The organism is Dietzia sp. NCCP-2495 (assembly GCF_026011735.1).
Taxonomy (GTDB): domain Bacteria; phylum Actinomycetota; class Actinomycetes; order Mycobacteriales; family Mycobacteriaceae; genus Dietzia.
Genome location: NZ_BRVN01000003.1, coordinates 35,072 through 57,082, shown reverse-complemented (window position 1 = coordinate 57,082; position 22,011 = coordinate 35,072). Strand labels below are relative to the sequence as shown.

21 protein-coding genes are annotated in these 22,011 nt (G+C 68.8%); 9 read left to right on the top strand and 12 right to left on the bottom strand.

Going from position 1 to position 22,011, the window contains the following annotated elements:
- The first annotated feature begins 285 nt into the window (after positions 1-285).
- Positions 286-1,074 (top strand): pirin family protein, encoded by a 789-nt coding sequence (locus tag OPF83_RS04590; protein ID WP_264886043.1) that lies wholly within the window; start codon positions 286-288, stop codon positions 1,072-1,074.
- On the opposite strand, the gene OPF83_RS04585 is transcribed toward OPF83_RS04590, so the two are convergent.
- The 4 genes from OPF83_RS04585 to OPF83_RS04570 form a co-directional block, all read right to left on the bottom strand.
- Complete coding sequence (locus OPF83_RS04585; protein WP_264886042.1) at positions 1,071-2,825, bottom strand: BCCT family transporter; 1,755 nt, start codon at positions 2,823-2,825, stop codon at positions 1,071-1,073. The genes OPF83_RS04590 and OPF83_RS04585 overlap by 4 nt on opposite strands.
- A 72-nt stretch (positions 2,826-2,897) precedes the next feature.
- A complete protein-coding gene (locus OPF83_RS04580; RefSeq protein WP_264886041.1) occupies positions 2,898-3,476 on the bottom strand; it encodes a CAP domain-containing protein in 579 nt (192 codons plus the stop codon).
- Between the two features lie 110 nt (positions 3,477-3,586).
- Positions 3,587-4,567 carry a diacylglycerol kinase family protein gene (locus OPF83_RS04575; RefSeq protein WP_264886040.1) on the bottom strand — a complete coding sequence of 327 codons (981 nt, stop codon included), beginning with the start codon at positions 4,565-4,567 and terminating at the stop codon, positions 3,587-3,589.
- Positions 4,564-6,282, bottom strand: coding sequence for an FAD-binding oxidoreductase (locus tag OPF83_RS04570; protein WP_375546205.1), 1,719 nt, complete (start codon positions 6,280-6,282; stop codon positions 4,564-4,566). Before OPF83_RS04570 ends, OPF83_RS04575 begins: the two co-directional genes overlap by 4 nt.
- Before the next feature lie 72 nt (positions 6,283-6,354).
- Between OPF83_RS04570 and OPF83_RS04565 the strand changes: the two genes are divergently transcribed.
- Both OPF83_RS04565 and OPF83_RS04560 read left to right on the top strand, forming a co-directional pair.
- Positions 6,355-7,059 carry a TetR/AcrR family transcriptional regulator gene (locus OPF83_RS04565; protein ID WP_264886039.1) on the top strand — a complete coding sequence of 235 codons (705 nt, stop codon included), beginning with the start codon at positions 6,355-6,357 and terminating at the stop codon, positions 7,057-7,059.
- Entirely contained in the window at positions 7,056-8,747 is a 1,692-nt protein-coding gene (locus OPF83_RS04560; RefSeq protein ID WP_264886038.1) for a glycerol-3-phosphate dehydrogenase/oxidase, read from the top strand. The genes OPF83_RS04565 and OPF83_RS04560 overlap by 4 nt, the downstream gene beginning before the upstream one ends.
- 56 nt (positions 8,748-8,803) lie before the next feature.
- On the opposite strand, the gene OPF83_RS04555 is transcribed toward OPF83_RS04560, so the two are convergent.
- Together OPF83_RS04555 and aspA are read right to left on the bottom strand one after the other, a co-directional pair.
- Positions 8,804-9,580 (bottom strand): acetoacetate decarboxylase family protein, encoded by a 777-nt coding sequence (locus tag OPF83_RS04555; RefSeq protein WP_264886037.1) that lies wholly within the window; start codon positions 9,578-9,580, stop codon positions 8,804-8,806.
- A gap of 69 nt (positions 9,581-9,649) precedes the next feature.
- Positions 9,650-11,113 (bottom strand): aspartate ammonia-lyase, encoded by a 1,464-nt coding sequence (aspA, locus tag OPF83_RS04550; RefSeq protein ID WP_264886036.1) that lies wholly within the window; start codon positions 11,111-11,113, stop codon positions 9,650-9,652.
- A gap of 148 nt (positions 11,114-11,261) precedes the next feature.
- Here aspA and OPF83_RS04545 point away from each other — a divergent pair, with 148 nt between their 5' ends.
- Both OPF83_RS04545 and OPF83_RS04540 read left to right on the top strand, forming a co-directional pair.
- Positions 11,262-12,107, top strand: coding sequence for a phosphatase PAP2 family protein (locus tag OPF83_RS04545; RefSeq protein ID WP_264886035.1), 846 nt, complete (start codon positions 11,262-11,264; stop codon positions 12,105-12,107).
- A complete protein-coding gene (locus OPF83_RS04540; protein WP_264886034.1) occupies positions 12,104-12,622 on the top strand; it encodes an O-acetyl-ADP-ribose deacetylase in 519 nt (172 codons plus the stop codon). The genes OPF83_RS04545 and OPF83_RS04540 overlap by 4 nt, the downstream gene beginning before the upstream one ends.
- Before the next feature lie 42 nt (positions 12,623-12,664).
- On the opposite strand, the gene htpG is transcribed toward OPF83_RS04540, so the two are convergent.
- Positions 12,665-14,737, bottom strand: a complete 2,073-nt coding sequence (htpG, locus tag OPF83_RS04535; protein ID WP_264886033.1) for a molecular chaperone HtpG — start codon at positions 14,735-14,737, stop codon at positions 12,665-12,667.
- Between the two features lie 164 nt (positions 14,738-14,901).
- Between htpG and OPF83_RS04530 the strand changes: the two genes are divergently transcribed.
- From OPF83_RS04530 to OPF83_RS04520, 3 genes are all read left to right on the top strand, one after another.
- Positions 14,902-15,516 carry a maleylpyruvate isomerase N-terminal domain-containing protein gene (locus tag OPF83_RS04530; protein ID WP_264886032.1) on the top strand — a complete coding sequence of 205 codons (615 nt, stop codon included), beginning with the start codon at positions 14,902-14,904 and terminating at the stop codon, positions 15,514-15,516.
- Between the two features lie 44 nt (positions 15,517-15,560).
- The gene (locus tag OPF83_RS04525; protein ID WP_264886031.1) at positions 15,561-16,058 is read left to right on the top strand and encodes a VOC family protein; all 498 of its coding nucleotides are present in this window, start codon (positions 15,561-15,563) and stop codon (positions 16,056-16,058) included.
- A 72-nt stretch (positions 16,059-16,130) separates the two neighbouring features.
- Positions 16,131-16,907: an SDR family NAD(P)-dependent oxidoreductase gene (locus tag OPF83_RS04520; RefSeq protein ID WP_264886030.1), complete on the top strand. Its 777-nt coding sequence runs from the start codon at positions 16,131-16,133 to the stop codon at positions 16,905-16,907.
- Positions 16,908-17,000: 93 nt separating this feature from the next.
- Here OPF83_RS04520 and OPF83_RS04515 read toward each other — a convergent pair whose 3' ends face one another.
- The 4 genes from OPF83_RS04515 to OPF83_RS04500 all read right to left on the bottom strand — a co-directional run bounded on the left by OPF83_RS04515 (position 17,001) and on the right by OPF83_RS04500 (position 20,186).
- Positions 17,001-17,831, bottom strand: a complete 831-nt coding sequence (locus OPF83_RS04515) for an amino acid ABC transporter permease (RefSeq protein WP_264886029.1) — start codon at positions 17,829-17,831, stop codon at positions 17,001-17,003.
- A complete protein-coding gene (locus tag OPF83_RS04510) occupies positions 17,828-18,490 on the bottom strand; it encodes an amino acid ABC transporter permease (protein WP_264886028.1) in 663 nt (220 codons plus the stop codon). Before OPF83_RS04510 ends, OPF83_RS04515 begins: the two co-directional genes overlap by 4 nt.
- A gap of 75 nt (positions 18,491-18,565) precedes the next feature.
- On the bottom strand, positions 18,566-19,387 hold the full coding sequence (locus tag OPF83_RS04505) for a glutamate ABC transporter substrate-binding protein (protein ID WP_264886027.1): 822 nt from the start codon (positions 19,385-19,387) through the stop codon (positions 18,566-18,568).
- A gap of 61 nt (positions 19,388-19,448) precedes the next feature.
- Positions 19,449-20,186 carry an amino acid ABC transporter ATP-binding protein gene (locus OPF83_RS04500; RefSeq protein WP_375546204.1) on the bottom strand — a complete coding sequence of 246 codons (738 nt, stop codon included), beginning with the start codon at positions 20,184-20,186 and terminating at the stop codon, positions 19,449-19,451.
- 115 nt (positions 20,187-20,301) lie between these two features.
- Here OPF83_RS04500 and OPF83_RS04495 point away from each other — a divergent pair, with 115 nt between their 5' ends.
- Positions 20,302-21,525, top strand: coding sequence for a fatty acid desaturase (locus OPF83_RS04495; protein WP_264886026.1), 1,224 nt, complete (start codon positions 20,302-20,304; stop codon positions 21,523-21,525).
- Positions 21,526-21,532: 7 nt separating this feature from the next.
- On the opposite strand, the gene OPF83_RS04490 is transcribed toward OPF83_RS04495, so the two are convergent.
- The gene (locus OPF83_RS04490; protein WP_264886025.1) at positions 21,533-21,811 is read right to left on the bottom strand and encodes a WhiB family transcriptional regulator; all 279 of its coding nucleotides are present in this window, start codon (positions 21,809-21,811) and stop codon (positions 21,533-21,535) included.
- Positions 21,812-22,011 lie beyond the last annotated feature (200 nt).

Below are 22,011 nucleotides of genomic sequence, written 5' to 3'. Positions count from 1 at the left end.
CGATGACGCGGCACCAAAATTTGGCGAAAGTTTCTGGACATGCGTACTGGACGCACGTCCGGACCCACCGCACTCAAGCAGCCCGCCCACGTCGCGTCCACCGAAGCCACACGGAACACTCCCGGGATCGGCCGGGCAGCACCCGGCGACCCCGTGCCGCTCACCTGCGATGGGCCGGAACCCGGGACGCGGAACAGTCCTTGCTGGAGCGATCGGTACAGGTAGGGAAGATCACATTCCGGCACCGTGATATAGTTGACGCATCACCCAGTTTGGAGGCCGATCATGCTGACCCCGTCCGTGAAGATCCACCGTTCCCGCTCCCGGAGCCGGGACAGCGGCGGCTGGCTGGAGTCCCGCCACTCCTTCTCCTTCGGACGCCAGCAGGACCCGATGAACACCCACTTCGGACGTCTGCTCGTCAACAACGACGACCGGATCGCCGCCGGCAGCGGCTTCGACACCCACGGCCACCGCGACATGGAGATCGTCACCTGGGTCCTGTCGGGCTCACTGGTCCACCAGGACTCCGAGGGACACAGCGGGATCATCTACCCCGGGCTCGCCCAGCGGATGAGCGCCGGCTCCGGGATCCTGCACTCCGAGCGCAACGACGCCTGGCGCGACGGCACGATCCAGCAGGACCCCGCTCACGTCGAGCCCGTCCACCTCGTCCAGATGTGGGTCGTGCCCGACGAGGCCGGTGGAGACCCCGGATACGAACAGCTCGAGATCGACCCCGGAGCGCTGGCGAACTCCCTCGTCGTCGTCGCCGGAGGACTTGATACCTACGGCGACGAGGCCGCCATCCGGATCCGCAACCGGACGTCGGCCCTCCTCGCCTCGCGGCTCGCGCCCGGGCACACCATCACCCTCCCCGACGCGCCCTACCTGCACCTCTACGTCCCGGTGGGTTCAGTGGCGCTCGAGGGCGAGGGTGTCCTCGAGACCGGCGACGCCGCCCGCATGACGGCGTCGGGCGGGCGGCGCGTGACGGCGGGCGACGACGGCGCGGAGATCCTCGTCTGGGAGATGCACGCCGGCATGACGATGCTCGACGTGCGGGGACACTAGCGGTCGGAGTTCGGCTCCTGATCCGTCGCGGACGTGGCCGTGGACGACGCCGCGGGCGCCCCGTCGTCCTCCTCGACCCCGTTGTCGGGGTCCGGGATCTGGTGCAGCGGGTGGACCGGCTCGGGAGAGGGCGCCTCCTCCTGCACCTCGAGCTCCTCCGGCGAGTAGGCGCGATCCCACTGCCGGGTGACGGTGGGCAGGCGCTCGCCCATGTCGTCGCGGAGCCCCTTGACGAGGCTGAACATCATCACGAAGGCGATCACGAAGAACGGCAGACCGATCACCGTGATGACCTCCTGCAACGCGGTGAGGCCACCCTCGCCGGTGCCCGCGAGGATCGTCGCGCCGACCGCGCCCATGAGCACGGCCCAGATGACGCGCTGGTGCGCGGGGGAGGCCTGGACCTCGTCGTCCTTACCCGAGGCGATCATGTCCACGACCATCGCCGCCGAGTCGACCGACGTGGTGAAGAAGACCACGACCAGCACCACCGCGAGGCCCGAGAGGAGGGTCGCGAGCGGATAGTGGGACAGGAACCCGAACAGCGCGCCCGGGATGTCGCCCTCGACCGAGACCTTCTGGGCCAGTCCACCGCCCTCGAACAGCTCGATGTGGAACGACGCCATGCCGAAGATGCCGAACCACAGGACCGAGAACGCCACCGGCAGGCCAAGGACACCGAACACGAACCCGCGGATCGTGCGGCCGCGGCTGATACGGGCGATGAAGATGCCGACGAACGGCGACCAGGTGATGGTCCACGCCCAGTAGAAGACTGTCCACGTGTTCTGCCACGACGCCAGGTCGTCGCTCGCCGGGAAGACGTTGTTCCACAACGCCAGCTCCGGCAGGGCCGTGAGGTACACGCCCAGCGACTCGACCGTGCCCTTGAGCAGGAACAGCGTGGGACCGGTGACCAGGATGAAGATCAGCAGGGCGACCGCCATGACGATGTTGGCGTTCGACAGGCGCTTGATGCCCTTCTCCAGGCCGAGAGCCACGGAGATGCAGGCGACCGTGGTGACGATCGCGATGGTGAGGACCTGGACGAACGGCGACATCTCGATGCCGAACAGCTCGTTCAGTCCGGCGTTGATCTGCAGCGTGCCCAGGCCGACCGAGGTGGCCACGCCGAACACGGTGCCGATGAGGGCCACGATGTCGATGGTCTTGCCGATGGGGCCGAAGATCTTGTCGCCGAGCAGCGGGGCGAAGATCGAGCTCAGCCGCGGCGGCATCTTGCGCTTGTAGATGAAGTAGGCGAACGCCAGGGACGGCAACGCGAAGATCGTCCACGTGTGCAGGCCGAAGTGGTACAGCGTGAACGCCATCGCCTCCTGGGCGGCGTCGACCGTCCCCGGTTCGACGTTCCCGCGCGGCGGGGCGGCGAAGTGCGAGATGGGTTCGGCGACGCCCCAGAACATGAGGATCGAGCCGATACCGGCCGCGAAGAGCATCGCGAACCAGGTGAGTGTGGAGTGCTCGGGCTCCTCGTCGTCGCCGCCCAGCCGGACATGGCCGAAGCGGCTCATCGCCACCCAGATGAGGAAACCGAGGAAGGTCGTGACGCCCAAGATGTAGAACCACCCGAGGTTGGTCATGATCCACCCGGAGGCGGTGCCGAAGACCCTGCCCACCCAGTCGCCGGCCAGGAAGGTGATGACGACAAAGGCGAGGATGATCCCCACCGTCGTCAGGAACACCCCTGGGTCTGTCTTGAGCCTCAGTGCTCGCGTGATCCGTTCGGACATGGTCTCCCTCGTCTCATCGGGTCGGGCGCGCGTGGCCTGACTATCCGGAGCGCGAGCGGACTCCCGCCCGGATCAGTACGAAAAGTTGTGTACCACGAAAACTTTCCCTCCACCGTAAGCGATGCCCATTCCGGCTGAGCGGTAACCCGCCTCGAGGAGGTTCGCATTGTGGCCGGGAGAGTTCTTCCACAGGTCCACCAGACACACCGGGCCACAGTAGGTACCCGCCGCGACGATGTTCTCGCCGAAGCCGCGGTCGATCAGGCCGGTGTTGTGGTAGACCCTGTCCTCCGCCGCCAGGCGGTTCGCCCACGCCTGGGCCTCGCGGTCCAGGGCGGCGTTCGGCGCGAGGGTCACCAGTCCGCGCGAGGCGCGGTAGCCGTTGATCTCGTTGATGATCCCGTCGCGCAGACCGCCGGAGATGTCCTGGTACGCCATCCCGCTGGAGCCGGCCGCCGCCCACACATCCGGAGGGAGTGCGGCCCGCACCTGGGACGTGAAGCCCTCGACCTGAGAGGCGATCTGTGGCGGTAGCGCGGCCTCTACCGACTGGGCGGACGCGGTCGCCATGCCACCACCGATCAGGGTGGCGGAGGTGACGACAAGGGTCGCGAGTGACGTGATGAGCCTTGAGCGCATGGAGGTGATCATGCCTTCTCGGCGAGCCTGAAGCGAACCGATTGGCCCATGAGGTAGATGAAGTCGAAACTCCTGTGACCTGCAGTTATTTGTGTGAAATAAGTGACTGATGTGACTGTCCGCTACCGTCCCGGAACGAGGATCCGCCCCGCACCCGGCAGCACCTCGACGGTGACGGGCAGCGCACTGACGGCGTCACCGTCCGCGAACGCTTCGACATCCGACGGCACCACGTCCGGCGTCTCGATCCGCACGGTCCGGCACCGCCGCGACTCCACACCGTCCAACCCGACGTGGCGACCGGAGAAGATCTTGGAGAAGTGCCGGGCGAACCGGAGTTTGGGGGTCCGGCCCACCTCCAGCACGTACACCACGTCGAGAAGTCCGTCGGACCGGTCGGCATCCGGCGCGATGAGCATGTCCCCGCCGTAGCTGCGGGTGATCGCGAACGCGCTGAGCAGGACCTCGGTCTCCACGGTCTCCTCGTTCGGCAGTCCCGCGTCGAACGTCATGCGGAATCGTCGTGGCCGATAGAACGGGAACTCGAGTAGCGCAGCGATCACGTACCGCAGCGGCCCGCTGAGCACCCGCATCTCGTTGACGCGTCGGTTGACCTTGGAATCCAGTCCCGCGCACAGGACCGAGGCGAACACCTGCGGTTCCCGGCCGTCGGGCGTCGCCCGCCCCAGGTCCACCACCTCGACGAGTCCGGCGGCCACCACGTCCGCGGCCGCCTCGGGGTCGCCGAGCGGGATCTGATAGTCGCGGGCCAGGTCGTTACCGGTTCCGGCGGGAATGATGCCCACCGGCACGTCGGCGTGCGCGGTGGCGCGGGCGGCGAGCGAGACCATGCCGTCGCCGCCGCACACCACCAGCGCGTCGACCGCGGCAACACCGGCGCCGGGGTCACCCGCGACCGCCTCCCGCGCCAGCGCGAGCGAGTCCTCCGCACTGTCACCACTGAGCCGCGTCACCGCGATCCCGTGCGACTCCAGCCTCGCCTGCGCGCGATCGGCCACGTCGCCGACCTTCCCGCCACCCGCCGCGGGGTTGACCACCAGGGCGACGGCCCGGATCGTCCGCTCGACCACCTCGGCACTCATGGGATCAGTGTCCCCGGATTGCACACGCCGTGCGGGTCAACGGCCGTCTTGACCGCGCGCAGCATCCGCACGCCCACCTCGCCGATCTCCGCAGCGAGGTACGGTCGGTGGTCGGCGCCCACGGCGTGGTGGTGGGTGATGGTGCCGCCGTGCGCGCCGATCGCCTCGGACGCCGCGCGCTTGGCCGCCGCCCACTGCGCGAGGGGGTCGGCGCCGCGCTGCCCGGCCACGACCGTGAAGTACAACGAGGCGCCGGTGGGATAGACGTGGCTGATGTGGCACATGACCAGCGCGGGCGTGCCGCTGGCCTCGAGGGAGGTGGTGAGGGCGACGACGACGGCGTCGCGCAACCGCTCGATGTTCGCCCAGTCGGTGGCCGTCTCGAGAGTCTCCACCAGTGCGCCGTTGTCCAGGAGTGAGTCGCGCAGCACGGGGGCGCCGAAGCGACCGTGCTCCCAGGAGCGCGCCGGCTCCGCGCCGAGCGACGTGCCGCCGTGGGCCTCGAGCACAGCGCGCGTTGCGGCGTGCGCCGATTCCGCGTGCTCGGCGGTGCCCTCGAACAGGCAGATCGCCAGGCAGCCGCCGGAATCGCCGTCGTTGCCGGAGCCCCCGTCGTCGCCGGAACCCCCGTCGTCGCCCGTCCCCTCGCCCATCGCAGCGGCCCCCTCGCCTATCGAGTCCGTGGCGGTGGCGAGGTTGACCATCGTCTCCGTCTCGTCCGACAGCCGGATCACAGTGGGCCCGGTCCCCTGCTGCTCCACGGCCCGCAGTGCGGCGGCGCCGGTCGCGAAATCCGGGAACCGGAACGCCTCGTGCCGGACCACCTCGGGCACCGGGTGGATCCGCACGCGGACCCGGGTGCACACGCCGAAGGTGCCCTCCGAGCCGAGTAGCCACTGACGAAGGTCCGGCCCGGCCGCCGAGGCGGGCGCGCGACTGGCCTCGATCACCCCGACCGGCGTCACGACGGTCAGTCCGCGGACCATCTCGTCGAAGCGCCCATACCCGGCGGAACTCTGGCCCGACGAGCGGGTCATGGCGTAGCCGCCCAGCGAGGCATAGGGAAAGGACTGCGGGAAGTGGCCGAGCGAGTAGCCGTGCTCGGCCAGCAGTTCCTCGGCGCGGGGGCCGGTGACGCCCGCACCGAAGACGGCCTCGCCGGAGACGGCGTCGATCGACTCGAGCGAGTCGAACCGGGCCAGGTCCACGCTCACCACGGCCCGGTGCCGGCCCGCCTCCGGGTTGAGCCCACCCACCACGGAGGTGCCGCCGCCGAACGGGACCACGGCGACCGACTCCCGGCCGCACCAGTCGAGCAGTGCGGCCACCTCGTCGTCGCTGGCCGGCGCGACCACCGCGTCGGGACAGTCCACCTCGGGGCGGAGCCGCCACGCGAGCAGATCCGGAGTGGACTTGCCCCGGGCACGCGGCAGGCGCTGGGCGTCCTCGACGGACACGTTCTGGCTCCCCACCAGGGTGACCAGCGCGGCGATGTCGTCGTCGTCCAGTCTCGACGGTGACGCCGTGACCGCCGCCGGGTCGAACTGGACGCCGCTGTCGGCGGTCACGCCCAGGACGTTGCGGAGCAGGCCGCGGATGCTCTCGTTGAGCTCCTTGGCCTCGGCCTCGGTGCCCCAGCGCGCCAGGGACATGGGCGGCAGCGGGACGCCGGTCCCGGGCAGATCGGGATTGTCAGAGGAGACAGAATCGCTCATACTGGAACACTAATACGAAATCTGTTCCGTTTCTAGACCCGATCTCGCCGCGCCGACCCGACAGGAGGACCGGTGACCGACCGCACCACGTCAGCCCGGCCCGCCCCCTCGGCCCGGCCCACCACACGCGACCGCGCGCTCGAGGCCGCCTACGCCTGCGCCCTCGAACTGGGCATCGACCGCACGACGATGATCGAGGTGGCCCGACGGTCCGGCGTGGGCCGCACGACGCTGTACCGCCACTGGTCCGACGCCACCTCGCTCCTCACCGACCTCCTCACCCGCGAGCTCACCGAGACCGTGACGCGCATCAACCCGGGAGCTGCCCACCCCGGTCCCGCCGGAACCGGCACCGCGGACCCTGACGTCCCGGACCCGGACGCCCCGGAACCCGACCTCGTGGCCTCCCACCATTTCGATTCCGGCGCCCCGCGCGACGCCGACGAGATCGTCGACCTGGTGTGCACACTCGCCGACCGGGTCCGCACCAATCCGCTGCTCGAGGCCATGCGGCGCCACGAGACCGGGATGCTCGGCGAATACCTCCTGCGCAGGCTCGGTACGTCGCAGCGCGCGCTCGTCGACATGCTGCGTGAGATGATCGCGGCCTCCGCCGACCCGCGCCTGACCGACCGCGATCCCGCCGCCACGGCGACCATGCTGTACCTCGCCCTGCAGGGCACCGTCCTGTCCGCGCCGCTCGCCGACCCGCCGCTCGACCCCGACACGTGGCGGGCCGAACTCCACCGACTCATCAGGGGGTACCTGCTTCCATGACCGCATCGCCCGACACCGCCCCCGGTCCCCCGTCACCCGACACCGCCCTTTCCGCCGCGCGGCGCGCCCGCGAGCTCGCCGACCTACGCACCCGCGGCGCCGATGCCCCCGTGGACCTGGTCGTGATCGGCGGCGGCATCACCGGCGTCGGCATCGCGCTCGACGCGGCGTCGCGTGGGCTCGAGGTGGTCCTACTGGAGGCGCACGACCTGGCCTTCGGCACGAGCCGCTGGTCATCCAAGCTCGCCCACGGCGGCCTGCGGTATCTCGCCACCGGCAACGTCGGGATCGCGCGCCGCTCGGCGGTCGAACGCGGCATCCTCCTCGAGCGGACCGCGCCCCATCTCGTGCGCCCGCTCGCCCAGGTCGTGCCCGTCTACCGCGACACCCCACCGCTCGGCGCGGTTCTGCCCGGCCTCGGGTTCGTGGCCGGCACACTGCTCTCGCGCCTTGCCGGAACGACGGCCGACCGCCTGCCCGGCGCACGCCTCGCCAGCGCCCGCCGCGTGGCCGGATTCGTGCCCGGGGTCCGCCGCGACGGGCTGCGGTTCGGCCACGTGAACTGGGACTGCGCGCTCGTCGACGACGCGCGCCTGGTCACCGCCGTCGCGCGCACGGCCGCCGGGCACGGGGCCCGGATCGTCACCCGGGCGCGGGTGACCGGCGCGACCGGCACGCAGGTCACCATCCGTGACGAGCGGGACGACGACGACACCGCTGGCACTCGCGAGTTCACCCTCTCGGCGAGGGCCGTCATCGCCGCGACCGGGGTGTGGGCCGGCGAGACCACCCCCGAGGTCCGGGTTCGACCGTCCCGGGGCACCCACCTGGTGATCGACGCCGCGGCGCTGGGCAATCCGACCGGCGCCCTGACCGTTCCCGTCCCAGGCGAGACCAACAGGTTCTGCTTCGCGATCCCCACCCAGTTCGGCCGCCTGCACGTCGGGCTGACCGACGTCGACGCCCCCGGCCCCGTCCCGGACGTGCCGCAGTCGACCGAGGAGGAGATCGAGTTCCTGCTGGAGGTCATGAACCGCGCGCTGGAAACACGCCTGGGGCGCGAGGACGTCCTGGGCACGTTTGCCGGGCTGCGCCCGCTGGTGGACCTGACCGACGCGGGCAGCCCGGGAGCTGCGGCCGACTCCGACAGGACGGCCGACCTGTCCCGCGAGCACGCCCTGATCACCTCGGACAACGGACTCATCACCATCACCGGCGGCAAGCTGACCGAATACCGGCTCATGGCAGAGCAGGCGGTCGACATCGCCGTGGAGCGCTCGGGGCTGGCCGGCGGGCCGTGCCGGACCGCGGAGCTTCCGTTGGTCGGCGCCCCGGGGCACCCCGTGGCAGGGCCGGCAGGTCGCGCGAGGCACGCAGGGCCCGCCGCGCAGGAAGGTCACGCAGGGCAGGCGAGTTCGGCCGGCCGGCTTCCGGCGTCCCTGGTGGAACGCTTCGGGCTGGAGTCGGCCGCGGTGGTGGCGTCGAGCCTGCTGGATCGACCGCTCGAGCCGGTGGCCGACGGCCTCGACGTGACGCGCGCCGAGTTCTCGTATGCGGTGACACACGAGGGCGCGATGACGGTCGACGACGTACTCGACCGGCGCAGCCGCGTGGGACTGGTCGCCGCCGACCGCGCCGCGGCCGAGCCCGCCGCCCGCGAGGCCGTGGCGCTCATCGGCAAGCGCTGATTAGCTAAGGCTGTTCAGCGGAGCCGGTTCAGCGCAGCCAGTTCAGTGCAGCCTGCTCAGCGGAGCGGCGCCGGGGCGGGGAACTCGGCCGTGAAGTTCTCATAGGCGAAGGTCGCGAGCGACCGCGCCTTGTCCAGGCCGAGCTCACGCACGGCCGAGGCGAACCGCGCGACGTCCGTGTCGCCGTTCTCGGCGCCCGCGGCGATCGAGATGCTCGTGCCGCCGACCGGCCGGAACCGGCCGCCGGACACCTTGGCCTGGGCTCCCACCAGGACGGGCTCACCCTTCAGGACCTGGATGCAGTTCATGCCGATGGTACGAGTGCCGGGCATCGGGATCCCCCGGCGGGTGTCGAGCGTGATGTCGACTCCCCCGGCGCCACCGGAACCGACCGTGCCGAGGCGGGCGTCGTCGAGCGCGCCGCCGGCGGCGCCGACCATGTCGCCCTTCCACTTGGGGAAGCCCCACAGTTCGTTCCCGGCGGCCAGCGTGAAGTCCTGGTCGACCGGGAGCTCGTGGATGTGGACCCGGGTCCCGACGCCGGGGACCGTGACCGGGAACGCCAGTCCCACCTCGTGGTAGGCGCCCAGTACGTTCCCGGGAACGTCGTGGTAGCGGACGTGGATCACCACGGCCACCGTACGGCCGCCGGGTAGGACCACAGGCTCGGCCCCGGCGGCGTCGAGGATCGCCGACTGACGACCGCCGGCGATCAGCCGACGGGCCGCCGTGGCCTTGGCGAGGAACGCCGCTCCGGAGATCGAGGCGGACACGACGGGAACGGGGAACGAGATCTCACGACCTGCAACAACCTGCGACGAGGAAGAAGTCATGGGGAGACCGTAGCTGGTCAGTTGACCAGTTTCAGTACTTTCCCTCACTGACGGCGGTGCCGACCCTGGTCAGGCGGTCGGCCCCTTCGACTCCTCCTCGCCCGTCGCGCCACCGTGGGCGACCACTTTTCCCTTGTACTGGGGCCGCAGGAGGTTCGCCGGCGACAGGATGTCGTCGACCTCCTCCTCCGAGAGCAGCCCCATCTCCAGCACGACCTCGCGGACGCCCCGGCCCGACCGCGCGCACTCCTTGCCCACGAGGTCACCGTTGTGGTGGCCGATCACCGGGTTGAGGTAGGTGACGATGCCGATCGAGTCCATGACGTTGCGGCGCGCGATCTCGACGTTGGCGGTGATCCCGCGGACGCATTTCTCGGTGAGCGTCTCCATCGCCTTGGTGAGCAGCGAGATCGACTCGAACATGGCCTGCGCGATCACGGGCTCCATCACGTTGAGCTGGAGCTGGCCGGCCTCGGCTGCCATGGTGACGGTGACGTCGTTGCCGATCACCTTGAAGCAGACCTGGTTGACGACCTCGGGTACCACCGGGTTGACCTTGGCGGGCATGATCGACGAGCCGGCCTGCAGTTCGGGCAGGTTGATCTCGTTGAGTCCGGCGCGCGGGCCCGAGGACAGCAGTCGCAGGTCGTTGCAGATCTTCGACAGTTTGGCCGCGGTCCGCTTGAGCGCCGCGTGGACATTCACGTAGTCGCCGGTGTCACTGGTGGCCTCGATGAGGTTCATCGCCCCGGTGACGGGCAGGCCGGTGACGTCCCGCAGGTGGCTGATCACCGAGCGCCGGTAGTCGGGCGGGGTGTTGACGCCGGTGCCGATCGCGGTGGCTCCGAGGTTCACGTCCAGTAGCATCCGTGCTGCGGCGCCGAGCACGTGCAGTTCCTCGTCGAGGGTCACGGCGAAGCCGCCGAACTCCTGGCCCATCGACATGGGGACGGCGTCCTGGAGCTGGGTGCGGCCCATCTTGAGGACCTCGCGGAACTCCTCCGACTTGTCGTAGAAGGCCTCGCGCAGTGCGACGATCGCGGGTTCGAGGCGCTCCAGCGCGTGCCAGAGCGCGATGCGGAAACCGGTCGGGTACGCGTCATTGGTGGACTGCGAGCGGTTGACGTCGTCGTTCGGGCTGACGATGTCGTAGGAGCCCTTGGGGTGGCCGAGCCGTTCCAGTGCCAGGTTCGCGACGACCTCGTTGGTGTTCATGTTCACCGAGGTGCCGGCGCCGCCCTGGTACACGCAGGAGGGGAACTGGTCCATGCAGCGGCCGTCGTCGAGGATCTCGTCACACGCCCCGACGATCGCATCGGCGACCTTCTTGTCGAGGACGCCCATGTCGAGGTTGGCCAGCGCGGCGGCCTTCTTGACCATGACCATACCGCGGACGAAATCGGGGATGTCGCTGATCGTCGTGGAGTCGATCGGAAAGTTCTCCACGGCGCGCACCGTATGCACCCCGTAGTAGGCGTCGGCCGGTACCTCCCGGGTTCCGAGCAGGTCCTCTTCCACACGCGTTCGACTCATGCGACCTCCGCCTCTCAGAATAGACACGCCCACAGTAAACCGGCCCGAGTCGGTCTCGCCGGGAATCTCGCGGGCTCCACCGACGATCCTTCCGGCGATCCTCCCCGGACCGCATACGCGGGCGCGCCGTGCTCTCTAGGGTGGGGGCATGGCGCGTACGTCGACCCGCCCTCGCACCCGGCTTCCGCGGTTGCCGGTGTCCTCTGTGACGTCCACCGCGGCGGATCTGGCGCGACAGCTCGCGCCGGGTCCCGGCGTGGTCGGCAGCATTGTCGACCGCCGCGAGATGCCGCTGCCCCGCGGGACGTGGGCTATCTTCGGTGCCGCGTTCGTCGGCTTCGCGATGCCGGTGATCGGCTTCGTGGAGATGGCCGAGCGGGTCCGAAGCGGCGCAAAGCTCCCGTTCGACAAGCCGGTCATGCTGTGGCTGCAGCGGCACCACTCGCCGCGGAACACGACGATCATGCGCGCGGTCACCGAGCTCGGCGGTGTCACGGCGGTGCCGTTGGTCGCGCTCACCGCGGCGGGGTATCTGGCGACGGTGCGGAGGAGTCGTCGCCCGGCCGCGCTGCTGACGGTGTCGCTGGTCGGCTCGACGATCATCAACTCCGTCCTCAAGATCATGTACCGGCGGGCGCGGCCGACGTTTTTCACGCACATCGTCAACGAGAAGAGCTATTCGTTCCCGAGCGGTCACGCCATGGCCAGTGCCGCGTTGGCGGGCTGCGCGTGCGTGTTGGCGTGGCCGACTCCGTGGCGGGGTCGGGTGATCGCGGCGTCGGCGGTGTACGTGCCGTCGATCGGCGTGACGCGCATGTACCTGGGCGTGCACTTCCCGTCCGATGTCCTGGCCGGGTGGTGTGTGAGCCTGGCGTGGGTGGGCGAGGTGGCCTCGATCATGTGGTTGATGGACCGGCTGGACCGGTCACCGCGCCCGATGATCCGGCGCCGCTCGCACGTGGTTCCGGTGGGTGAGGAGACCCGGGAGTCATGACGACGACGAGGACGCCCCGGATCGAGCTGGGCCACGGCGACATCACGCAGATGCGCGTGGACGCGGTGGTCAATGCCGCCAAGAGTTCGCTGCTCGGTGGCGGCGGGGTGGACGGGGCGATTCATCGGGCGGGCGGGCCGACGATCCTGGCGGAGTGCCGCGAGCTCCGCGCCGGCCGGTTCCCGGACGGGTTGCCGGTGGGGCGGGCGGTCGCGACGGGGGCGGGTGATCTGCCGGCGCGGTGGGTGATCCACACCGTCGGGCCGGTATACGGCCACGGTCCGGCCGGGTCGTTGGCCGACTGTTATCGCTCGAGCCTGGCCGTGGCGGACGAGCTGGGCGCGCGCTCGGTGGCGTTTCCGCTGATCTCGGCGGGCGCCTACGGCTGGCCGCGCGAGGACGCGATCCGGATCGCTCTGACCACTCTCGCCGAGACGCCGTCGGAGGTCACCGTGGCGACGCTCGTGCTCTTCGACGCCGAGACCCACGCCCTGGCCGAGCGCCTGCGCGGCTGATCCCGCCGCCCCGGACGGCCTGGTCCGGGGCGGCGACCGCGATCAGATGCGGTTGACGAGCAGCTTGGCGAACGCGGCCGGGTCGGTGAGCTTGCCACCCTCGGCCAGGACCGCGGCGCCGGCGATGAGGCGGGCGGTGTCCTTGAGCTCGGCCGCGGCCGGGTCCTCGGCGTGCTGCGCACGCAGCCGCTCGACCAGCGGGTGCCCCGGGTTGAGCTCGAGGATCCGCTTGCTGGTGGGCAGCTCCATGCCCGAGGCCCGGTACATGGCCTCGAGCTGCGGGGTCATGTCGAACTCGTCGCCGACCATGCAGGCCGCCGACTCGGTGAGACGGTGCGACAGACGGACCTGCTTGACCTCGTCCTCCAGCTCCTCGCCGAGCCAGGTGAGCAGGTCGTCGAACCCTGCGGTGTCCTGCTCGGATTTCGCGGCATCCGCCTCGGAGCCGATGCCGGACAGGTCCACGTCGCCCTTGGCCACGGACCGCAGCCGCTTACCGTTGACCTCGCCGACCGCGTCCACCCAGACCTCGTCGACCGGATCGGTGAGCACCAGCACCTCGACGCCGCGCGCACGGAACGCCTCGAGGTGCGGGGAGTTCTCCACCGCCGCACGCGAGGTTCCGGTGAGGTAGTAGATCTCCTCCTGACCGGTGACCATGCGCTCGATGTACTCGGCGATCGTGGTGCCGGACCCGGTCTCGGTGGAGTCGGTCTCGGCGGATTCGGTCGACTCCGCGTCCGCGGCATCGGTGGAACCCGCCGCGGCGGTGGCGTCGACAGCAGCAGTGTCAGAACCGGGGCGGGTGGAGGCGAAGGTGCTCACCGCAAGCAGTTGGTCGCGGTACTCCACGTCCGCGATGAGGCCTTCCTTGAGCACCGCGCCGAAGGTGGCCCAGAAGCTGCGGAACTCCTCCGGACGATCATTCTTGATCTGCTCGATCGTCTGCAGGACACGCTTGACGACGCGCTTGCGGATGGCGCGGATCTGACGGTCCTGCTGGAGGATCTCGCGGGAGACGTTGAGCGAGAGGTCCTGGGCGTCGACGATGCCGCGGACGAAGCGCAGGAACGGCGGGACCAGCTCCTCACAGTCGTCCATGATGAACACGCGACGGACGTAGAGCTGGACCCCGCGGCGGGCGTCCTGCGAGAACATGTCGAACGGCGCCTGCGTCGGCAGGAAGAGCAGTGCCTGGTACTCGAAAGTGCCCTCGGCCTTGAGGGTGATGGTCTCCAGCGGCTCGTCCCACGCGTGCGAGACGTGACGGTAGAACTCCGAGTACTCCTCGTCCGTGACCTCCGAACGGGGCCGCGTCCACAGCGCCTTCTGCGAGTTCAGTGTGACCGTCTCGCTGACGGTGTTCTCCGCGGACGCGTCGTTGCCCTCGTCGTCGTCCCCCTCCGGCTCCGGCGCCGGGCGCTCGACCTCCATGCGGATGGGCCAGGCGATGAAATCCGAGTACGTGCGCACGACCCGGCGCAGCGTGCTCTCTTCCGCGTAGTCCGGCAGCGCCGCGTCCCCGCCGGCCGGCTTGAGCTGCAGGATCACAGAGGTGCCCTGACCGGCGTCCGCGGCCTCGTCGATCTCGTACGTCCCCTCGCCCGTCGACGACCAGCGCGTGCCGGTCTTCTCCCCGGCCTTGCGGGTGACCAGCGTGACCCGGTCCGCGACCATGAACGTGGAGTAGAAGCCGATGCCGAACTGGCCGATGAGATCCGCCGTGGCCTGCTCCGAGATCTCGCCCGACTCCTGCGCGGCCCTGGCCGCCGCCAGCGCCTCACGCATCTGACCGGTGCCCGACTTGGCCAGCGTGCCGATGAGGTCCACCACCTCGTCGCGCGACATTCCGATGCCGTTGTCCCGGATGGTCAACGTGCGGGACTGCTCGTCCACCTCGAGCTGGATGTGCAGGTCCGAGGTGTCCACCCCGAGCGACGAGTCCTGCAGCGCGGCGAGCCGCAGCTTGTCCAGGGCGTCGGAGGAGTTGGAGATGACCTCGCGCAGGAACGTGTCCGGGTTCGAGTAGATCGAGTGGATCATCAGATCCAGCAGCTGTCGGGTCTCCGCCTGGAACTCCCGGGTCTCAGCGGTACCGGAGGTCTGCGAACTCATGGCTGTGGAGGGTCCTTTCTCAACGTCAGGAAGGTCACGGTCGTGGCAACCGCGGTCGACCGGGCTCGTGTCGGGCCGACCGGGGTCGGACTGGATCGGGCGCACGGTTGTCGGCGCCATGACGATAAACCTACTGTGAGGGTCAGACATTCCGGAGGCAGCCCATGAGCCCCACGCCCATCCCCCGCGATCACCTCGACGTGCTCGACCGCGCCACCTCACTGTTCGGCCGCGCCCTGGCCGCCGGCCTCGACGGCGACTGCGCCGCGTGCCCCGGCTGGACCCGCCGCGACTGCGCCAACCACGTCCTCGGCGGCGGCCTGCGCTACGCCGCGTACTTCACGAACGAGGCGGATTCGGAGATCGACTGGACCCGCACCGCCGACCACGCCGGTGACAAGCCCGTCCCCGCGCTCCACCGCACCTCCGCCGGGCTGCGCAAGCGACTCGCCAAGGCCCCCGACGCCGAGGCGCTCGTACCCCATCGCCTCGCCGAGATCCCCGTGGGCGACCTGCTCGCGCTGCGCGTATTCGAACTCGTCGTGCACGCACACGACCTGGCACCCGAGACCTGGGATCACCCCGAGACGGCCGACCTCGCCGCGTGGCTGAACGAGCACGCCCGCGACGTCGTGGAACTCATGCGAGCCTTCGACGCCCTGGGCCAGGCGCGTGCAGTCCCCCTGGGTGCCGACGCCCGAACCCGGCTCCTCGCGCTGTCCGGTCGAGAGCCGACGGGCACGGCGGTCGGCGGCGGGAATCCGTCGTCGTCGTCGTAAGAAACCCACGGATTCCCACAGGGCCGGAACCCTTTCCGCCGACGGTGACGGCCACTAACGTCATACCCGGGCGGCGCGACCGGCGTCGGCCCGCCACAACGGCGAGAGGATCACCCGCGTCCGCCACCAGCACCCCCTACATCTCCTTCCCCGGCAATGCCTCCGAGGCGCTGCGCTACTACGCCGACCTGTTCGGCGGCGAACTCGAGATCCAGACCTACGACGCGATGCCGTCGATGGAGGGCTTCCCCTTCACCCCGCCGCCCGGCGCGGTCGCGCACGGCACCATGACCTCGCCGACCTTCAGCCTCGCCGGCGGCGACGGCATGGGCGACAACCTTCCCGTCCTCGCCAGCGACGTGTACTCGTTCCTCCTCACCTACGACGCCGAGGACGAGGCCCGCGCGTTCATCGCCAAGGTCCTCGACGGCGGCGGCACCACCGGCATGCCGTTCGAGAAGGCACCGTGGGGCGATCTGTACGGACAGGTCAAGGACAGGGTCGGCATCCGCTGGGACGTCAACGTGCCCGGGGGCGCCTGAGATCCGGGGCTGATCCGGGGCTGACCCGACGTACAGGCCGTATCGATCACCTTTGCTTGTTACCGTGCACTCATGGATATCTCTGGAGCAAGTGCGATCGTCACGGGCGGTGCGTCGGGCATCGGCGCCGCCGTCGTCCGTCAGCTGGCCGCCGAGGGCGCGAAGGTCGTCATCGCCGACATGAACGCCGAGAAGGGCGAGGCCCTCGCCAAGGAGGTCGGCGGCGTCTTCGTGTCCGTCGACGTGACCAAGACCGAGCAGAACGAGGCCGCCGTGGCCGCCGCCCTCGAGCTGGGCCCGCTGCGCTACCTCGTCAACTCCGCCGGCATCGGCTGGGCGCAGCGCACCATCGGCCGCGACGGTGAGTACTCGTCCGCGTTCGACATCAACGCGTTCCGCAAGGTCATCGACATCAACCTCATCGGCTCGTTCGACATGCTGCGACTGGCCGCCACCAAGATGAGCGTCAACGAGCCCGACGCCGACGGCCAGAAGGGCTCCATCGTCAACATGGCCTCCGTCGCCGCGTTCGAGGGCCAGATCGGCCAGGCCGCCTACTCCGCCTCCAAGGGCGGCATCGTCGGCATGACCCTGCCCGTCGCCCGCGACCTGTCGGCCGCCGGCATCCGCGTCAACACCGTCGCCCCCGGCCTCATCGACACCCCGATCTACGGCGAGGGCCCGGATTCCGAGGCGTTCAAGGCCAAGCTCGGCGAGAACGTCCTGTTCCCCAAGCGTCTCGGCACCGGCGACGAGCTCGCCTCCATGGTCATGCAGCTGCTGTCCAACCCGTACGTCAACGCGCAGACCGTCCGCGTCGACGGCGGCATCGTCATGCCCCCGAAGTGATCTGACCCTGGTCAACGCCTGACGCGCCCGCGCCGCGAGCGCAACGAGAAGTGCCCCACCGGAACGATTCCGGTGGGGCACTTCTCTGTGCGGCTACGACTTGGCGCGGCGCTTCTTCAACCGGCCCTCGAGGTACACCGCGAACTTGGTGAGCGAGTAGTTCATGATGATGAACAGGATGCCCGCCACGATGTACGCCGGGACGGTATTGGCGTACGCCGAGCCGAGGGTCTTGGACCAGTTGAGCAGCTCCAGGTACGTGATGCCGTAGCCCAGTGCCGAGTCCTTCAGCACCACGACGAGCTGACCGACGAGCGCGGGCAGCATGGCCGTGAGCGCCTGGGGCAACTGGATCGACCGGAGGACCTGACCAGGGGTCAGACCGACCGAGTAGCCGGCCTCCGACTGTCCCTTCGGAAGACCGTGGACGCCCGAGCGGACCAGCTCCGCGATCACCGCACCGTTGTAGAGGGTCAGGCCCGTGACGACGGCGGCCAGCGGGGCGTGCTGATTGGGGACGATGTCCGAGGTGGCGAAGAAGCCGAAGTAGGCGAACACCATCATCAGCAGCACAGGGACCGCGCGGAAGAACTCTACGATCACACTGCAGAACCAGCGGACCGGGCCGATCGGGGAGAGTCTGCCCATACCGAACAGCAGCCCGAAGACCACGGCGAGGACGATCGAGATACCCGCGGCCGTGAAGGTCCCCTTCAGCCCCGGGATGATGTACGAGGTCCACACCGACGAGTCGGTGAAGAACGGCGACCACATGTAGCCCTGGAGCTGGTTCGCCTCGTCGAACTTGAGGTAGACCACGTAGGCGATCGCGAGCGCGATGAGGATGCCGACGACGGTGAGGATCGCGTGACGAACCCTAGCCTTGGGGCCGGGGGCGTCGAACAGTACGGTCTGGGTGCTCATCGCTTCACCGCCAGCTTCCGGGACAGGCTCGTGGTGCCCAGGCCGATCGGCAGGGTCAGGACCACGAACACCATGGCGAAGAAGAAGAACATCGGGAGGCTGGCGCCCTCGTTCTCCGTGATGATCTGCATCAGACCCGCGGAGTCACCGACACCGATCACCGCGGCGACGGTGGAGTTCTTGATGAGGGCGATGATCACGGAGCCCAGCGGTGCGATCGCCCCGCGGAACGCCTGCGGCAGGATCACCTCGCGCAGCGACTGGCCGAAACCCAGGCCGATCGCCCGGGCCGCCTCGGCCTGCCCCACCGGAACGGTGTTGACGCCCGAGCGCAGCGCCTCACAGATATAGGCGGCGTGGTAGACGGCGAGCATGATCGCCGCCCACCAGAAGGCGTTGCGGGCGAAGTCGTCCGACACCGAGAGCTGCATGATGAAGGACAGCCCCAGGATGCTGAACACCATGAGCAGAGTCAGCGGCAGGTTCCGGAACGTGTTGACGTAGGACGTACCGATCAGGCGCAGCACCGCCACCGGGGACACGCGCAGGACCGCGATGATCATCCCCAGTATCAGCGCGCCGATGGTGCCCAGGACCGAGAGCTGGATCGTGACCCAGACGGCCCCGAGTACGTCGTATTCAGCGAACAGGTCGCCCATTGTCCACCTTCCCTGAGGTGTCCGGGCCACCGCGCCGCCGCCTCGGCGACGGCGCGATGACCGTTGACGATCGGATCAGGCGCAGGCGTCCGGGGTGGGCGGGTTGCCCTCGCCCGGCGTGAAGTCGGCCGGCCCGAGGTTCTCCTCGACCGCGGCGTCCCAGCTGCCGTCGTCGACCATCGAGGTGATGGCCTCGTTGATCTGCTCGCACATCTCGGTCTTGCCCTTGGCGATACCGATGCCGTAGCGCTCCTCCGAGAAGGTGTTGCCGACGACCTTGAGCTTGCCCTCGTACTGGGGCTGCGCGGCGTAGCCGGCGAGGATCGTGTCATCGGTGGTCAGTGCGTCGACCGCGTTGGAGACCAGCGCCGAGACGCACTCCGAGTAGGTCCCGAACTCCTGGAGGTTGACGCCCGGCACCTCCTCCTGCACGTTCTGGGCCGAGGTCGAGCCGGTGACCGAGCAGAGTCGCTTGCCGTCCAGGTCCTCGGGGCCGGAGATCGAGCTGTCGTCGGCGCGGACCAGCAGGTCCTGGCCGGCGATGAAGTACGGGCCGGCGAAGTCGACCTTCTCCTTGCGGGAGTCGGTGATGGAGTAGGTCGCGATGATCATGTCGACCTGCCCGGTCTCCAGCAGCGTCTCACGCTGCCCGGAGGGGGACTGGACCCACTCGATGCTGTCCTCGGAGTGGCCGAGCTTGTCGGCGACGTACTTGGCGACGTCAACGTCGAAGCCGGTGTACTCGTTGCCCTCCTTCAGACCCATGCCGGGCTGATCGAACTTGATGCCGACCTTGAAGGACTCCCCTCCGTCCCCGCCGTCAGAACCGCCACAGGCGGTGAGTCCGAGTGCCATGACCGCGGCCGCGGTGGCCGCTCCGATCCGTCGGATGTTCATGAGTTCTCCTCAATGGATGGGTTGGTGGGGAGGGTGTGGTTCGGGGACCGTCGGCGGACGGTCACTCGTTGGTGAGAATCTTCGAGAGGAAGTCCTTGGCGCGATCGCTCTTCGGGTTGGTGAAGAACTCCTCAGGAGTGGCCTGTTCGACGAGCTCGCCGTCCGCCATGAAGATCACGCGGTCGGCGGCCTTCCGGGCGAAGCCCATCTCGTGGGTCACCACGACCATCGTCATGCCGCCCTTGGCGAGTCCGGTCATGACGTCCAGGACCTCGTTGATCATTTCGGGATCGAGCGCCGAGGTGGGCTCGTCGAACAGCATGACCTTGGGGTCCATCGCCAGGGACCGGGCGATCGCGACGCGCTGCTGCTGACCGCCGGACAGCTGGGCCGGGTACTTCTCGGCCTGGTGCTTCACGCCGACCCGGTCGAGGAGCTCCATCGCGCGCTTGTTCGCCTCGGCCTTGTTCTGCTTACGGACCTTGATCGGCCCCAGCGTCACGTTCTCGAGGATGGTCTTGTGAGCGAAGAGGTTGAACGACTGGAAGACCATGCCCACGTCAGCACGCAGCTTGGCCAGCGCCTTACCCTCCTGGGGCAGCGGCTTACCGTCGATGGTGATGCTTCCCTCGTCGAACGTCTCCAGGCGGTTGATGGTGCGACACAACGTCGATTTGCCCGAGCCCGAGGGGCCGATCACCACCACGACCTCACCCTGTTCGATAGACAGGTTGATGTCCTTGAGGGCGTGGAAGTCACCAAAGTGCTTATTAACGCCTGAGATCTCGACCAGTGCCATGAGGGAAGCATAAGCGTCGGCAGTCGATCTGAAAGCCGACTCGCCAATCCGGGCAATTGGTCGCCGACCACGACCGGCGGTCGACATCGTCGACATTGCGCCGTACCGTTCGACCATGGCCGTTTCGAATGTCGAGGACTACGCCCATCTCAGCGCCGAGGACGTCGAGGCGATCGGTGCGGAGCTCGACGCGATCCGGACGGAGGTCCTGGACTCACTGGGCGAGCAGGACCGCCGGTATGTTCGCCGGACCATCGCCCTCCAGCGCGGACTGGTCACCAGCGGCCGCGTCGTGCTCCTGTTCTCCGGACACCGGCCGGCCTGGGTTCTGGGCACCGGCCTCCTCGCGGCCGGGAAGATCATCGAGAACATGGAGCTCGGGCACAACGTGATGCACGGGCAGTGGGACTGGATGAACGATCCCGAGATCCACTCCACCACGTGGGAGTGGGACATCGTGGGCACGTCCGAACACTGGAAGGCCACCCACAACTATCACGATCACAAGTACACGAACATCGTCGGGATGGACGATGACGTGGGATACGGCGTGGTCCGGGTGACCCGCGACCAGCCGTGGCATCCGGCGTTCGGCCTGAACATCGTCTGGAACACCATGCTCGCGTTCGCGTTCCAGTGGGGAGTGGGTGTCCAGCACCTGGAGATCGCCCCGGGCACCATCAACTCCTCGGGGTGGCCCGAACAGAAGCGCCGGATCGGTCAGTTCCTGCGCAAGGCTCGGCGACAGGTGGGCAAGGACTACGTGTGGTGGCCGATGCTCTCCGGCGGCGACTGGAAGACCACCCTGACCGCCAACGCCACCGCCAACGTGATCCGCAACCTGTGGTCGAACGCGGTCATCTTCTGCGGCCACTTCCCCGACGGTGCGGACAAGTTCACCCTCGCCGACCTGGAGAACGAGACCCAGGCGCAGTGGTACCTACGACAGATGTTGGGCTCGGCGAATTTCACGGGCAACCGGTTGATGCACTTCATGTCGGGGAACCTGTCGTTCCAGATCGAGCACCACCTGTTCCCGACCCTGCCGTCGAACCGCTACGCGGAGATGTCGGTGAAGGTGCAGGACGTGTGCCGCCGGTGGGACCTGCCGTACACGAGCGGCCCCCTGTACAAGCAGTACTGGCAGTCCTGGCGCACGATCGCGCGACTCTCGCTGCCGGACCGGTTCCTGCGGGCGACCGCGGATGACGCGCACGAGACTCGGTCGGAGCGTATGTTCGACGGCGAGCCGCGAACCTACGACGACCACGTGGGACCGCGATCCGGCCTCGTCACCGCCCTGCGACACCACCGCGCCAGGAAGCAGCACGCATTGTGAGCGCCACCTACCCGGTGCGGTGCCGGCCGGCGATCCTGTGCCGTTCTGCCTCGGTCAGGCCGCCCCAGACCCCATAGAGCTCCTTGGTCTCCAACGCGAAGATTCTACAGGTATCGAGCACCGGACAGACGGCGCAGACCTCTTTGGCCTCATTCTCTTTCTTCCGCCGCTCACCCTTCACCTCGTCCTCGAGACTGTAGAAGAGATCCTCGTATCCGATACAGGCGGCGGCGTCACGCCACGACCAGAAGTCGGCGGTGGGTTCGAGGTTCCTGTACCTGGGCATCACGTCTCCGTTCCGACGAGCCGGAAGCGCCCCCGCGGTGGGCGCTGGAATTCCAGTTCGAAGTCCACAGTGTGATCCTTGCAGCGTTGGTCGGCTCGTCGACCGCAAATCGGAGTGGACGGACACATGTCGAGGACTGATCAAGCCACTAAGCAGGGAAAATAACGGCGCCGCAGGCGAAAGTGAGAATTTACCAATCT

Excerpts from the sequence above, each read along its gene's own strand:
- OPF83_RS04590 (WP_264886043.1), top strand. The coding sequence starts at position 286 with ATGCTGACCCCGTCCGTGAAGATCCACCGTTCCCGCTCCCGGAGCCGG.
- OPF83_RS04585 (WP_264886042.1), bottom strand. The coding sequence starts at position 2,825 with ATGTCCGAACGGATCACGCGAGCACTGAGGCTCAAGACAGACCCAGGG.
- OPF83_RS04580 (WP_264886041.1), bottom strand. The coding sequence starts at position 3,476 with ATGATCACCTCCATGCGCTCAAGGCTCATCACGTCACTCGCGACCCTT.
- OPF83_RS04575 (WP_264886040.1), bottom strand. The coding sequence starts at position 4,567 with ATGAGTGCCGAGGTGGTCGAGCGGACGATCCGGGCCGTCGCCCTGGTG.
- OPF83_RS04570 (WP_375546205.1), bottom strand. The coding sequence starts at position 6,282 with ATGAGCGATTCTGTCTCCTCTGACAATCCCGATCTGCCCGGGACCGGC.
- OPF83_RS04560 (WP_264886038.1), top strand. The coding sequence starts at position 7,056 with ATGACCGCATCGCCCGACACCGCCCCCGGTCCCCCGTCACCCGACACC.
- OPF83_RS04555 (WP_264886037.1), bottom strand. The coding sequence starts at position 9,580 with ATGACTTCTTCCTCGTCGCAGGTTGTTGCAGGTCGTGAGATCTCGTTC.
- aspA (WP_264886036.1), bottom strand. The coding sequence starts at position 11,113 with ATGAGTCGAACGCGTGTGGAAGAGGACCTGCTCGGAACCCGGGAGGTA.
- OPF83_RS04545 (WP_264886035.1), top strand. The coding sequence starts at position 11,262 with ATGGCGCGTACGTCGACCCGCCCTCGCACCCGGCTTCCGCGGTTGCCG.
- OPF83_RS04540 (WP_264886034.1), top strand. The coding sequence starts at position 12,104 with ATGACGACGACGAGGACGCCCCGGATCGAGCTGGGCCACGGCGACATC.
- htpG (WP_264886033.1), bottom strand. The coding sequence starts at position 14,737 with ATGAGTTCGCAGACCTCCGGTACCGCTGAGACCCGGGAGTTCCAGGCG.
- OPF83_RS04530 (WP_264886032.1), top strand. The coding sequence starts at position 14,902 with ATGAGCCCCACGCCCATCCCCCGCGATCACCTCGACGTGCTCGACCGC.
- OPF83_RS04520 (WP_264886030.1), top strand. The coding sequence starts at position 16,131 with ATGGATATCTCTGGAGCAAGTGCGATCGTCACGGGCGGTGCGTCGGGC.
- OPF83_RS04515 (WP_264886029.1), bottom strand. The coding sequence starts at position 17,831 with ATGAGCACCCAGACCGTACTGTTCGACGCCCCCGGCCCCAAGGCTAGG.
- OPF83_RS04510 (WP_264886028.1), bottom strand. The coding sequence starts at position 18,490 with ATGGGCGACCTGTTCGCTGAATACGACGTACTCGGGGCCGTCTGGGTC.
- OPF83_RS04505 (WP_264886027.1), bottom strand. The coding sequence starts at position 19,387 with ATGAACATCCGACGGATCGGAGCGGCCACCGCGGCCGCGGTCATGGCA.
- OPF83_RS04500 (WP_375546204.1), bottom strand. The coding sequence starts at position 20,186 with ATGGCACTGGTCGAGATCTCAGGCGTTAATAAGCACTTTGGTGACTTC.
- OPF83_RS04495 (WP_264886026.1), top strand. The coding sequence starts at position 20,302 with ATGGCCGTTTCGAATGTCGAGGACTACGCCCATCTCAGCGCCGAGGAC.
- OPF83_RS04490 (WP_264886025.1), bottom strand. The coding sequence starts at position 21,811 with ATGCCCAGGTACAGGAACCTCGAACCCACCGCCGACTTCTGGTCGTGG.